13 protein-coding genes are annotated in these 13,015 nt (G+C 67.9%); 7 read left to right on the forward strand and 6 right to left on the reverse strand.

Annotation, left to right across the window (positions count from 1 at the left end):
• Nucleotides 1–4: 4 nt before the first annotated feature.
• Genes ACRYJK_RS01675 through ACRYJK_RS01690 form a run of 4 tightly spaced genes read right to left on the reverse strand, consistent with a single transcriptional unit; the run spans nt 5 to nt 3,940 of the window.
• Nucleotides 5–1,234 (reverse strand): toxic anion resistance protein, encoded by a 1,230-nt coding sequence (locus ACRYJK_RS01675; RefSeq protein WP_482665852.1) that lies wholly within the window; start codon nt 1,232–1,234, stop codon nt 5–7.
• Between the two features lie 26 nt (nt 1,235–1,260).
• A complete protein-coding gene (locus ACRYJK_RS01680) occupies nt 1,261–2,268 on the reverse strand; it encodes a bile acid:sodium symporter family protein (protein ID WP_482665853.1) in 1,008 nt (335 codons plus the stop codon).
• Entirely contained in the window at nt 2,265–3,035 is a 771-nt protein-coding gene (locus ACRYJK_RS01685; RefSeq protein ID WP_482665854.1) for a TIGR02186 family protein, read from the reverse strand. Before ACRYJK_RS01685 ends, ACRYJK_RS01680 begins: the two co-directional genes overlap by 4 nt.
• Nucleotides 3,026–3,940: a sulfite exporter TauE/SafE family protein gene (locus ACRYJK_RS01690; protein WP_482665855.1), complete on the reverse strand. Its 915-nt coding sequence runs from the start codon at nt 3,938–3,940 to the stop codon at nt 3,026–3,028. The genes ACRYJK_RS01685 and ACRYJK_RS01690 overlap by 10 nt, the downstream gene beginning before the upstream one ends.
• Nucleotides 3,941–4,034: 94 nt before the next feature.
• Between ACRYJK_RS01690 and ACRYJK_RS01695 the strand changes: the two genes are divergently transcribed.
• From ACRYJK_RS01695 to nhaA, 5 genes are all read left to right on the forward strand, one after another.
• Nucleotides 4,035–5,156 carry an ABC transporter permease gene (locus ACRYJK_RS01695; RefSeq protein WP_482665856.1) on the forward strand — a complete coding sequence of 374 codons (1,122 nt, stop codon included), beginning with the start codon at nt 4,035–4,037 and terminating at the stop codon, nt 5,154–5,156.
• Between the two features lie 5 nt (nt 5,157–5,161).
• Entirely contained in the window at nt 5,162–6,151 is a 990-nt protein-coding gene (locus ACRYJK_RS01700) for an ABC transporter ATP-binding protein (RefSeq protein WP_482667374.1), read from the forward strand.
• Nucleotides 6,151–7,095 (forward strand): MlaD family protein, encoded by a 945-nt coding sequence (locus tag ACRYJK_RS01705; RefSeq protein ID WP_482665857.1) that lies wholly within the window; start codon nt 6,151–6,153, stop codon nt 7,093–7,095. Before ACRYJK_RS01700 ends, ACRYJK_RS01705 begins: the two co-directional genes overlap by 1 nt.
• Nucleotides 7,095–7,712: an ABC-type transport auxiliary lipoprotein family protein gene (locus ACRYJK_RS01710; protein WP_482665858.1), complete on the forward strand. Its 618-nt coding sequence runs from the start codon at nt 7,095–7,097 to the stop codon at nt 7,710–7,712. The genes ACRYJK_RS01705 and ACRYJK_RS01710 overlap by 1 nt, the downstream gene beginning before the upstream one ends.
• 88 nt (nt 7,713–7,800) lie before the next feature.
• Nucleotides 7,801–9,093 (forward strand): Na+/H+ antiporter NhaA, encoded by a 1,293-nt coding sequence (gene nhaA, locus ACRYJK_RS01715; protein ID WP_482665859.1) that lies wholly within the window; start codon nt 7,801–7,803, stop codon nt 9,091–9,093.
• Between the two features lie 24 nt (nt 9,094–9,117).
• Here nhaA and ACRYJK_RS01720 read toward each other — a convergent pair whose 3' ends face one another.
• A complete protein-coding gene (locus ACRYJK_RS01720; RefSeq protein WP_482665860.1) occupies nt 9,118–10,065 on the reverse strand; it encodes a glutaminase in 948 nt (315 codons plus the stop codon).
• Between the two features lie 63 nt (nt 10,066–10,128).
• Complete coding sequence (locus ACRYJK_RS01725; protein ID WP_482665861.1) at nt 10,129–11,568, reverse strand: sigma-54-dependent transcriptional regulator; 1,440 nt, start codon at nt 11,566–11,568, stop codon at nt 10,129–10,131.
• Nucleotides 11,569–11,746: 178 nt separating this feature from the next.
• Between ACRYJK_RS01725 and ACRYJK_RS01730 the strand changes: the two genes are divergently transcribed.
• Both ACRYJK_RS01730 and ACRYJK_RS01735 read left to right on the forward strand, forming a co-directional pair.
• Nucleotides 11,747–11,866 carry an aa3-type cytochrome c oxidase subunit IV gene (locus tag ACRYJK_RS01730; RefSeq protein WP_482665862.1) on the forward strand — a complete coding sequence of 40 codons (120 nt, stop codon included), beginning with the start codon at nt 11,747–11,749 and terminating at the stop codon, nt 11,864–11,866.
• A gap of 4 nt (nt 11,867–11,870) precedes the next feature.
• Nucleotides 11,871–12,992, forward strand: coding sequence for an NAD(P) transhydrogenase subunit alpha (locus ACRYJK_RS01735; protein WP_482665863.1), 1,122 nt, complete (start codon nt 11,871–11,873; stop codon nt 12,990–12,992).
• Nucleotides 12,993–13,015 lie beyond the last annotated feature (23 nt).

Raw genomic sequence — 13,015 nt, forward strand, 5'->3', positions numbered from 1 at the left:
GCGGTCACCCCTCGATCGCCGCAAGCGGGCTGTCGCGGCCGGTCAGCTGCGCCTGCGCCTGGGCCTGCCCTTCGGCGCGGGCGATGTAGCCCTTGGACTTCTCGACCTCGACCGACAGCGTGTCGATGGTCGTCTTCATGCTGTCGAGCGCCTTCAGCTTGAACGTGTCGACCGCGTCCATTGTGTCGTAGATGTTCTGGAAAGCGCGCTGCAGCGTCTCCATCGGGATGGTCGAGGCGGCGGCCTGCTCGTGCACCCGCTGCGTGTTTTCCTTGAGCAGCTTGCCGGTCGAATCGATGATCCCCGCGGTGGTAGTGTTGAGCGCGGTGATCTGCCCGAGCACCAGCTTCTGGTTGGTCATCGCCTGCGCGACGGTCACCGCCGTGCGCAGCGCGGAAACGGTGGTGGTCGACGCGCGATCGACGCCCTTCACCAGCTCGACATTGTTCTTCTTGACGAGGTCGAGCGCGAGATAGCCCTGCACGCTCACGGCCAGCTGGGTGAGGATGTCCTGCCGCCGCTGGCGCACGTAGAACAGCGCGCTTTCGCGAATGGTGCGCGCCTTGTCGGGGTCGGTCGAGTCGAGCTCCGCCGCCTTCGCCTCGAGCTGCTCGTCGAGCTTGCCCGCCATGTGCGACATCTGTTCGAGCCGCCCCATTGCCGCCCACAGATTCTGCCGCTCGACATCGATGTCGGCATTGTCCTTCATCAGTTCGGTCTTGCCGCTGGCGAGCCGGGCGAGGATCGCGCTGATGTGGCTCTGCGCGCTCTGATATTTGTCGAAGTAGCTGCGCAGCGATCCGCCCATCGGGATGATGCCGAGCAGTTTGCGCCCGCGGATCTTGCCCGCGCGGCCGGGGTCCAAGTCCTCCACCACCTGCCGTAGCGCGACGAGGTCCTGGCCGACGTTGCCGTCGCGGTCCATCGCCCGCACTGGGCGGTCGAGGAAGCGGTTGGACTGCTGCGCGGCGGCCGCGATCTCGGACCGGCCCATGTTGGTCAGCTGATCGACCTTGCGCCCGAATTCGGGGCTGTTGGTGTCGGCGGCGACGAGTTCGTCGACAAACGCCTCGACCCGCTTGTCGAGTTCGGTGCGCACCTCGTCGCCGATGCTGACGAGGCCCGCGGCCTTGGCGGGGGCAACCGCGGGCACGGGCTTGGGCGGATCGAGCGTGAGCGCCGGCTCGGCTTCGGCGAGTTTGGTCGGCAGCGGGGTCGAAAGCGGGTCGCTCATGTCGTCTCCGGTGATAGGGCCGTGTTCTAGTTAGATAAGACAGCTTCGCGCCGCAAGACTTCCGCCGCGTTGCGCCTTGCCAGCGGCGGCGCGATCCAGGCGGAAATCATCAATTGCGCGAGATGATAGGCGAGGATCGGCAGCAGCACCATGCCGGCGACGTTGGCGGGAAACATCAGCGCCGCGAGCGGTGCGCCGACCGCGATCGACTTATGTGCGCCGGAAAACAGGATGGCGGTGCGGACGTCGCTGCGCTGCGACACAAGGCTTCCGACGAACCAGGCGCCGCCAAAGCCCGCCGCCAGCATTGCGGACACCGCGACGGCGAGGATGGCGAGCTCGCCAGCGCCGAGCTTGCTCCAGATGTCCTGCACGACTGCGGCGGAGAAGGCGACATAGACGGCGATGGCGATGGCGCCCTGATCGATGCGCTTGACCAGTGCGGCGTTGCGCATGGCCCACGGACGTGCCCAACGCTGGATGACCTGGCCGATCGCGAATGGCAGCAGCAGGATCAGCGCGACACGAACGGCGAGACTCGCGCCAAGGCTCACGCCGCCCGCCGTGCCGGCGAGCAGCGCGAACAGCGAGGGCGTCACCAGCACTGCGGCGAGATTGTCGAGCGCGCTCGCCACGACCGATAGTGCGACCGCTCCGCGCGCGAGGCTGCAGTAGGTCGTGGCCGACTGCACCGTGGTGGGCAGCACGCCGATGTATAGGAAGCCGAGCGCGACCATCGCCGGCAACGCCCCGTCGGTCAGGCGCCACAGCGCGAACCCGATTGCGCCCATGATGCCGAAGACGAACAGGGCGATCGTGCCCTGCGTGCGCCAGTCGCGCAGACCGTCGATGACTTCCGCCCGGGGCAGGCGGATGCCGTGGAGGAGGAAGATGACGAACACCGCGCCGGATGACACGAGGTTGGCGACCGCGACCTCTCTCCCGCGCACCGGGAGGACGCTCGCCAAAGCGACCGTCGCGATCAGGACGAGGATGAAACGGTCCGGTACGAGCCAGCCGATAACGCGCTTCATCGACGTCCGAACCACCAGCCTGCCGCGAGCCCCATGCCCACCGCCAGCGCGATCGCGACGATGCCGTAGAGTAGCCCCCAGTTGGCGGCCGCGTCGGCGATGAAGCGGTCGACCCCGGTCTTGCGGATCCGGATGTCGCGGGACGCCACCGCCAGCACGTCGCCGCCGCGGATCAGGTAGGTTTCGGCCGTATATTCCCCCTCCGGCACCTGCGCCGGGATGGCGAGGCGCGCGCGGTAGAGTACGCCGTTGGTGATCTCGACCGCGTTCTCGCGCTCGGCGAACAGCCCGCCGCGGCGGAACAGGTCGACGAACCCCGCCTCCAGACGTCGAAGCTGTTCGCCCGACGAGAAACCCGATGGCGACAGCGCAAGGTTGCCGAGGCCAAGCTCGAACACCGCCGCCGTGCGTTCATCGACGATCCGCTCGACCGGACGCGACGATGCGAGCGCGTAAAAGCCGGGAGCCGAGCCGAAGCGAACGCTGTCGGCATTGACCCACACACCCGCCACGCGCTGTTTCTCGCGCAGCCGGACGGGCGCCACTGGGCCCTTGATCACCACCACGATGTCGCTCCGCTGGTCGTCGGGCGCGCGGCCGTCGGGGTAGAGGATGGCGCCGAACAGCAGCAGATCTTCGCCGGTGAAGCTGTACTTGATTTCGATTTCGCGCACCGACACGTCGGGCACCAGCACCGGCTCGCGCGCCGCCTGCGCCGGCACGGCGAGCGCGAGGGCCAAGCCTGTGACAATTGCCCTCACATCCATTGCACCGAATAGATTTCGTCGGGACGCCAGACGAGGCCGAGCCCCATGCGCACCGCGACCGCGAGCACCAGCAGCGCCAGGCCAAGCCGCAGTTTCACCGGGTCGATACGCAGGGCCAGCCGCGCGCCGAATTGCGCGCCGATCACGCCACCGATCAGGAGCAGTAGCGCGAGCACGATGTCGACCGCGTGCGTGGTGACGCTGTGGATGAGCGTGCTGGCGATGGTCGTGAACAGGACCTGGAACAGCGACGTGCCGACCACTACCCGCGCGCTCATGCCGAGGATGTAGAGCATCGCCGGCACCATGATGAACCCGCCACCGACACCGAGCAGCATGGTCAGAATGCCGGTCAGCACGCCGAGCACGAACGGCGCGATCGGCGACAGGTACAGTCCCGACGCGCGGAAACGATAGGGCCAGGGCAGGTTGGCGACGAGCGGGTGGTGGCGGCGCTTGCGCGCGGGAACAGGTTTGTCGCCGCGCCCGGCACGAAATGCGGCGAGGCTCTCACGCAGCATCAGCGTCCCGATCCAGCCGAGGAGGATGAGGTAGGTCGCGTTGATGACGAGGTCGATCTGGCCTGCGCCCTGCAGCCATTCGAACAGCCATGCGCCGAGCAGCGACCCGGCCAGCCCGCCCAGGATCAATACCCCGCCCATTTCGAAATCGACGCCCTTGCGCCGGACGTGCGCGGTGACGCCGGAGACGCTCGACCCCGTCACCTGCGTGGCGGCAGAGGCGGCGGCGACGGTCGGGGGAATGCCGTAGAAAATGAGCAGCGGCGTGGTCAGGAACCCACCACCCACCCCGAACAGGCCCGACAGCAGTCCCACCATCCCGCCGAGCAGGATGATGACGAGCACGTTCACGCTCATGTTCGCGACGGGGAGGTAGAGCGCCATGGCCGCGCGTTCTAGGCAAGCGCGGCGCGGGGCGGAAGGGCGGTGCGTTGAAAAGCGCTTGCCCCCGGCGGCCCGCCCGCGCACAAGCGTCGCAATGGGTCTGGCTGCCGAATATGCGTTCGAAGGGGACGGCAGCGACGGCGTTCTGCGGCTTTCCGGCCGCTACACGCTGGCGCGCATCGGCGGTATGTATGATGCGCTGATGGGCGATCTTGCGCGGCGCGGTGGCATCGCGCGCATCGACCTCAACAATGTCGAGCGGATCGATACCGTCGGTGCGTGGCTCGTCGAACGTATCGTCAAGGACACCGGGGCCGAGCTCGACGGGGCCAGCCCGGATGCGCAGCGGCTGATCGAAACGGTGCGGAACGCCGACCAGCCGGTGCGGCTGCGTCCCGACCGGGCGGGGCGGTTTTCGCGCTTTGTCGAAAGCGTGGGCGCGGCGCTGACGCTGATCGCCCGCGAATTCATGCAGCTCGTCGCCTTCCTCGGCGGGGTGCTGATCGGGCTCGGTCGCGTGCTCATGCGACCGCGGCGGCGCATCCGCTGGTCGGCGTTGATATCGGCGATGGAGTCGGTCGGCGTGACCGCTCTGGCGATCATCGGGCTGATGCTGTTTCTGATCGGCATCGTCATCGCGCAGCAGGGCGCGGTACAGCTCGAACAGTTCGGGCTTGAAATCTTCACCGTCAACCTCGTTGGGCGATCGTCGGTGCGCGAGCTGGGCGTGCTGATGACCGCGATCATGGTCGCGGGGCGATCGGGCAGCGCCTTTGCCGCGCAGATCGGCACGATGAAGCTGACCGAAGAGGTCGACGCGATGCGCACCATCGGCGTCGATCCGACCGAAGCGCTGTCGGTGCCGCGGGTGCTGGCGACGATCATCATGATGCCGCTGCTGGGGTTCTATGCCGCGGTGTGGGCCATCATCGGCGGCGGCGTGTTCAGCTGGGTCGGCCTCGGCATCCCGCCGCTGACCTACCTCCAGCTGCTCCGCGACATCATCCCGATGACCGATTTCTGGGCGCTGCTGATCAAGGCGCCGGTGTTCGGCCTGATCGTCGCGGTGACCGGCTGCTATCATGGCTTCGAGGTCAAGGCGAACGCGGAGGAGGTCGGCCGCCGCACGACCGCGGCGGTGGTGCAGGGCATATTCCTCGTCATCATCCTCGACGCGTTCTTCGCCGTGTTCTTCTCCTCGATCGGGTGGAACTGATGGACCTGCTCCAGATCGACGAGAGCGAAGAAGAGGTCCCCGCGCTCGACGAGGCGATGGAGGGCAACCTCGCCATCCGGGTGCGCGGCCTGTCGAACGCCTTCGGCGAAAACTACGTGCACCGCGACCTCGATCTCGACGTAAAGGTCGGGGAGATCATGGGCGTCGTCGGCGGGTCGGGCACCGGCAAATCGGTGCTGATGCGCTCGATCATCGGGCTGCAGCAGCCGGTCGCGGGCGATATTCAGATATTCGGCCAGCACGCTAATGGCGACGGTGACCCCGAAACGATGCGGGAAGTGCGCCGGCGCTGGGGCGTGCTGTTTCAGGGCGGCGCGCTGTTTTCCACGCTGACGGTGGCTGAAAACGTGCAGGTGCCGATCAAGGAATATTATCCGCGCTACGACCAGCGGTTCCTCGACGAGATTGCGGCCTACAAGGTCGTGCTGGCGGGTCTCCCCGCCGATGCGGGCCCCAAATATCCCGCCGAGCTGTCGGGCGGCATGATCAAACGCGCGGCGCTGGCGCGGGCGCTCGCGCTCGATCCTGCGCTGCTGTTCCTCGACGAACCGACCGCGGGGCTCGACCCCATTTCGGCGGCGGCGTTCGACAAGTTGATTCGCGAGCTGGCGGACACGCTGGGACTGACTGTGCTGCTGATCACCCACGACCTCGACACGCTGCACCGCGTCTGTGACCGCGTGGCGGTGCTGGCGGACCAAAAGGTCATCGCGGTTGGGACGATCGATGAGCTGGTTGCGACCGACCACCCCTGGATTGCGGAATATTTCGGCGGCCCGCGCGGTCGCATGGCGGCGGGTGCGAACAGCGCTTTGGCGGGCGCGGACACCACGGCCGAAGTCCCGTCGATCGATGACACTGCCCACCCAGACCGCAGACCGCTATCGTCCGAAGCGAATGTGACGTCGGCCGACGATCGCGCTCGCCCCGCAGAGGCGGACGCCGCGGCCCGACGACCCGAGGATCAAAGCTGATGGAAACCCGCTCGAACAACCTCCTGGTCGGCACCGTCGCGCTGTTGCTGCTGTTCGCGATCGGCGGTTTCACGGTCTGGCTCGCCAACGCCGGCAGCCGAAACCGGGTCGAGTATGACATCTTCTTCAGCCAGGAGGTCTCGGGCCTCAACAAAGGCTCGCCGGTCAAGATCAAGGGCGTGCCTGCGGGGCAGGTGAAGGACATCAAGCTGTGGCTGCCCGACCCGCGCTTCGCGCGGGTGCGGATTGAGGTCGATCCCGATACGCCGGTGCTGCAGGGCACCACCGCGGCGATCAGCGGCGTCGGCTTCACCGGGGTGAGCGAAGTGGCACTCGACGGTGCGCGTCCGGGCGCCGCGCCGATCACGGCCATCGGCCGAGCCGGCCGGCCTGAAATCCCGACCCGGCTCGCGGGGTTGGGCGAAATCCTCAACACCGCGCCGCAATTGCTGCAGCGCATCAGCGACCTCACCGAACGGGTCGGCCAGCTCGCCGACGACCGCAATCGCGAAAGCCTCGCCAGCATCCTTACCAACTTCGATCGCATCTCGGGCAACGTCGCGGATACGACGCCGCAGCTCGATGCCGCGCTGCGCGATGCGCGCATCGCCGCGCGTCAGGCGGGCGAGGCGGCGGCGGCGGTCGGGCGGCTCGCCGACAGCACGCAGGGCCTCGTCAACGAGCAGGGTCTTCCGATCGCTCGCGATCTGCAGCGCTCCGTCGCGTCGGCGCAGCAGTCGATCGCGTCATTGCAGGCAGCCATCGCGGAGGCGCGCCCGGGGCTGCAATCGTTTAGCGAGCGCACCATCCCGGAAGCGAATGCGCTCATCCGCGACCTCCGCCAGACCAGTCAGGCGCTGGGATCGGTCGCCGAGCGTATCGATACGCAAGGGGCGGGCGGCGTGCTCGGCACGCGCCTTCCCGATTACGAGGGCAAGAAGTGATGAAGCCGAACGGACGCGACACGATGACGCGCGCGAGCGCATTGAGCGCGGTGGCGGGCGCGGCGCTGCTGCTGTCGGGCTGCATCAGCCTCACCCCGAAACCGCCGAAGAGCCTGCTCTCGCTCAGCCCCGCGTCGGGCGGCGTCGCGGCGGGCACCGAACGGCGCGGCGCGGTCAATGCGGCGCTGACCATCCTCGTGCCGACCGTGCCGCAAAAGCTCCGGACCCAGCGCGTGCCGGTGACCACCGCCGGCACCGACATCGCCTATGTGAAGGATGTGCAGTGGGTCGAAGCGCCTGCGCGTCTGTTCCAGCGGCTGCTGTCCGAAACGGTCGCCGCGCGTGGCGGACGGCTGGTGCTCGACGAAAGCCAGTATGTCGCTGGCCCCGGCGAGCTGCTGGCGGGGCAGTTAATGGACTTTGGCGTCGATGCGGACCGGATGGAAGCGGTCGTCACTTACGAGGCGCAGCGGCTCACCAATGCCGGCGCGAATGTCGTGCAGCGTCGCTTCGAAGCGCGCGTGCCGATCTCCGCGGTGGAGCCGGTCGGAGTAGGCCGCGCCCTCAACGACGCCGCGAACCGCGTCGCAGCGGACGTCGCCAGCTGGGTAGGCTGACGCGCGCGGGAGCGCACACGGCGATTTCGAGCCATAAACTGCCGGCGCTGCGGTTGGCGTAACCGCTTCAACGGGTTAAGGCCCGGGGATGGCCAGTTTCCCGGTGAGTAGTGAGCCGCGCAGCGTTGTTGCGCGTTTTTTGTCGAGTGAAGCCGCGGGCGGCATCCTGCTGATGCTTGCAGCGGCGGCCGCTCTGGTCGTCGCCAACAGCTCTTTCGGCCCGGCATTCCACCGTTTCCTCGAAGCGCCGATCCTGCCGCCGATGAGCCAAAAGCTCGGTCCGACGACGCTGCACCTGCTCGTCAACGACGGGTTGATGGCGATATTCTTTTGGTTTGTGGGACTGGAGATCAAGCGCGAGTGGGTCGATGGCCGCCTTGCCACCTGGCAGCAGCGGCGTCTCCCGATCGTCGCCGCCATTGCTGGCATGGTCGTGCCTGCCGCTATCTATCTGCTCGTCGTGCGCGGCGAACCCGGCCTCGCCAACGGTTGGGCGATCCCGGCAGCAACGGACATCGCCTTTGCCATCGGGGTGCTGTCGCTGCTTGGCACGCGCGCGCCGGTATCGTTGAAGCTGTTTTTGGTGACGGTTGCGATCGTCGACGACATGGGCGCGGTGGCGATCATCGCGCTGTTCTACACCGCCTCGCTGAAGTTGTGGGCGCTCGCGGCGGCGGCGGTGATTCTGGCCGTGATGTTCGGTGCCAACCGCGCCGGTGTCCGCCACCTTGCCTTTTACGCCGCCGGCTTTGCCGTGCTGTGGTGGGTGGTGCTCCAGTCGGGTGTGCACGCGACCATCGCCGGGGTGCTGGCGGCATTTACAGTGCCGCTGATCCCGACGCCGCACGGGCCAGATAGCCCGGCGAGCCCTCTGCACACGCTCGAACATGCCCTGGCGCCCTGGGTGGCGTTCCTGATCGTCCCCGTGTTCGGCTTCGTCAACGCCGGGGTGCGCGTGGTCGATTTGCCGGCGGAGGCGCTGCTGGCGCCGCTCCCGGTCGGGATCGCGCTCGGCCTCTTCCTTGGCAAACAGCTCGGCATTCTTGGCGCGGTGTGGGTGGCGGTGAAGTCGGGCTTCGCGCAGCGGCCGCGTGGCACGACCTGGCCGCAGATCTGGGGCGTGTCGCTGATGTGCGGCATCGGCTTTACGATGAGCCTGTTCATCGGCGGTCTCGCCTTCCGTGAACCACTGCTGATCGAAGAGGCGAAGATCGGAACGCTTGGCGGCTCGCTGCTGTCGGCGCTGGTCGGCTATGCGGTCATGCGCTTTGTCCCGCTGCACCCGCGCCACGCGGAGTATCAGCTGGAAGACGCGAGCGAGATGGTGAGTGAGGGCGACATCGACGCGGAGGGTGAGCCCGAACCGGCGGTGACGCGCTGATGCCTCGCGCGCCGGGGCACTCGCTCACGTCTGCGGGGTGAACAGCGACCAGTTCATCGCCTCCGACAGGCGTTCGAGCGCGACGCTCGCGAGCTTTGAATTGCCGCGCTCGTTGAGGCCGGGGGACCAGGCGGCAATGCTCGCCACCCCGGGCACGATCGCCAGGATGCCGCCGCCAACTCCGGATTTCCCTGGGATGCCGACGCGAAAGGCGAACTCGCCCGAGCCATCATAGTGACCGCAGGTAAGCATCAGCGCGCTCACGCGGCGGGCCTGCTGTTCACTGAGCATCCGCGCGCCAGTGCCGGGCTTAACTCCGCCGTGCATCAGATAGCGCCCGGCATGGGCGAGCTGCCGCACGTTCATCGCAATCGCGCAGGCGTTGAAATAGAGCCGCAGCGCCGGGCCGACCGTCGCAACCGTGCCATAGCTTCGCATGAAGTGGGCGAGCGCCGAATTGCGGTGGCCGGTCGCGGCCTCGCTCTCCGCGACTTCGGCGTCGATCACGATCCGTTCGTCACCATCGGCATCGTCCCCGGCCAGACGCCGCACGAAGTCGAGCAGCACGCCCGACTGCGTGGCGGCATCGCTGCCCGCGACGAGGACGTCGGCGACCGCAATGGCGCCGGCGTTGATGAACGGGTTGCGCGGGATGCCATGCTCGCTTTCGAGCTGGACGATCGAGTTGAAGGCCGACCCCGACGGTTCTCGGCCGACGCGCTGCCACAGATCGGCGCCCACCCGCCCGAGCGCCAACGTCAGGGTGAAGACCTTGCTGATCGACTGGATCGAAAAGGGGGTGCGGGCGTCGCCGGCTGATACGCAGGTGCCGTCGGCGGTGACCACGGCAATCGCGAACTGGTCCGCTCGTACGCGACCGAGCGCAGGGATATAGTCGGCGACCCGACCACGGTCCGCTTCCGCGGCCATCGCAGCGGCGATGACGTCGAGCTGTTGTTGAAGGTCGGTCACGGCTCAGGTCATGCCGGGGCAAGAGCCTTGGAGCAACCAGCGCCGATCGCGCGCGGCGCCGGTTCACGCGGCGGCGTCGTCGTTCCCGATTTCGCTGAGTTTGCGATAGAGGGTGGAGCGGCCGATGCCGAGGCGGCGTGCAACCTCGCTCATGCGCCCGCGATAATGCGATATGGCGAGGCGAATGATGTCCGCTTCGATCGCATCGAGCGGGCGGAGATGCCCGTCGGCGTTATAGATGGCGATGGCCGGCACCGTATCCATGCGTTTGGGGGGCGGGATCGGAGCGCCGATCTTTGCCGTCGCGGACCCGCATCGCAGGTGGTCGGCGCTTAGCGCAGGGCCCGGGTTTGTGGCGGCGGCGCGGGCGATCACTGACCGGAGCTGCGCCACGTTGCCGGGCCAATCGTGTGCCATCAGCGCCTCGATCGCGTCGGTCGTGAAGCTGCGCGGTGCCGACGGGACTGCGGCGTGAAGTTCGGTCAACGCCTCCCGCGCCAGGTCGGCGATGTCATCGCGCCGGTCGCGGAGGGGCGGGACCCCGATCTCGATGACGCTCATCCGCGCGGCAAGATCGTCGCGCATTGCATGTCGTGCGGCGAGCGTACGCAGATTGGTCGAGGTACAGGCGATCAACCGCGCCTCGGCGCGCTGGAGATGCGCGCCGCCGAATGGCGTCAGCCAGCCGCTGCGCAGCCATTCCGCCAGCCGAGCCTGCGCGTCGGCGGGCAGTCGATGGGCATTGGCGATGATCAGCGTCCCGCCGTCCGCCTGGGCAAGAACCCCCGTGCGTCGCTCGAAAGCGCCGGCGAAGGCGCCCTGCTCGAAACCGAAAATCAGCGGCGCAATCATCGCGCTGGCATGGTGGGCGCAATCGAACCGCACTGCCGGCTTGCCACTGGTGCCGGCGTCGTCGCGGTGAATCGCCGCGGCGACGAGACTGCGGCCGGTCCCTGCGTCGCCTTCGATAACCACCGGCGCCCGCGTGCGGGCCGCTTTCCGGGCCGCAGCGATGGTTTTCTGCATCGCGGTCGACCGGGCAACCAAGCCGTCGAGGCCCTGGGGTTGCGTCCAGTCGAGCGACAAGGCCTGATCCGGGGTGTGGCCCTGTTCGGCCGCGGCAATGGCTGTCGTCAGCGCTCGATCAAGCCGCTCGGCGGTCAGGGGCGCCGCAACAAGGTCATTTACCCCCGCCGCCAGGGCGTTCAGAAGGCCCACAAAATCTTTCGCATCCGCGCCGTGGATCAGCACCGGGATACCGGGATGCCAGTCGCGCAGCGCACGCACGCCGCTCGCCAGCTCGGTTTGAGGCAGGGCCGCTTCCACGAGAACCGCGTCCAGCAGTACGCCGACCGTCCCCGCCATCGTGGCGAGCGCCTGCGAGACAGTGGCAGCGCGCTGCACCTTCCACCCGGCGCAGCCGAGCATCGATGCGACGAAATGCCCACGCGTCTCGTCCGAGTCGATCAGCAGCAGTAATCGTTCGCCGTGCAGCGTCGCCAAGGCTCAATCCCGTCGCGCAAGGGAAGGATCGACCCGCCCCCCATTGACCGACGTAGTTAGCGACCAAGGGTAAAGTCGCCCTTAAGCGTGAGGTCGATGCTTGCGAGCGAGCCGAAGCATGGGCAAAGACGGAAGGCAGCGACGCGGCAAGCCTGCCGCAAGAGAGATAGAGGGGCCGATGGCGCACAATGATCTGAGCGATGCCCAGGGGACCTACGGCGGGTTTGTCGGGGTGGCAAAGTGGGCGACTTTGATCGTGGCGGCGCTGGTCGCGTTCGTCATCATCCTGATCAGCTGACCCGATGAAGGCCACTGTCCTGCGTGAGACTGCCCCCGCCGAGACGCGGGTGGCCGCAACGCCGGAGACAGTGAAGAAGCTGGCGGCGCTGGGCCTTTCCATCGCCGTCGAACGCGGCGCGGGGGCGGCGGCCGGCATCCGTGACGAGGACTATCGCGCTGCGGGCGCCGAGGTCGCCGATCGCGACGTTGCGCTCGATGGCGCGGCGCTAATCCTTGCCGTGCAGCCGCCTGAGCCGTCCGCGCTCGCCGCCGCGGCGCAGGGCGCGCGCGTGATCGCCATCTTCGATCCGATGCGGCAGCGAGCGCGGGTCGATGGCTATGCCGATGCGGGATTGGAGGCGTGGGCGGTCGACCTGATGCCGCGCATCACGCGCGCACAATCGATGGACGTGCTCTCCAGCCAGGCCAACCTCGCCGGCTATAAAGCGGTGCTGGTGGCCGCCAACGCCTTCGGCCGCGCGCTGCCGATGATGATGACCGCAGCGGGCACGATCAGCGCGGCACGGGTGTTTGTCATGGGCGTGGGCGTCGCGGGGTTACAGGCGATCGCGACCGCGCGGCGATTGGGCGCGCAGGTGAGCGCCACCGACGTTCGCGCCGCCACCCGCGAGCAGATCATGAGCCTCGGGGCCAAGCCGATCTTCGTCGAAAGCGTCGCCGGCATCGAAGGCGAGGGCGCCGGCGGCTATGCCACCGAAATGTCGCCCGAATATCAGGCAGCGCAGGCGGAGCTGGTGTCCGCGCACCTCGCCAAGCAGGACATCGTCATCACGACGGCGCAGATCCCGGGCCGCGCGGCGCCGCGTCTGATCAGCGATGCCCAACTTGCGACGATGCGGCTGGGCAGCGTGGTCGTCGATCTCGCGGCCGAAACGGGGGGCAATGTCGAAGGCGCAGTCGCGGGGGAAACCGTCGAGCGTCACGGCGTCCAGCTGATCGGCGCACGCAACATGGCCGCCACGCTGCCCAGCGATGCAAGTGCGCTCTACGCGCGCAACCTCCACAACCTCATCGCCGCCTTCTGGGACAAGGAGCGCGGCGACGTGGTGCTCGACGACGAGATCGGCAGCGCCATTCGCCTCACGCAGGGCGGCGTGATGGTCAACGAAAGGCTGCGGGGGTGAGCGACAACGGCGCACGACCGCGG

Source organism: Sphingomonas sp. BLHR8, from assembly GCF_056821725.1.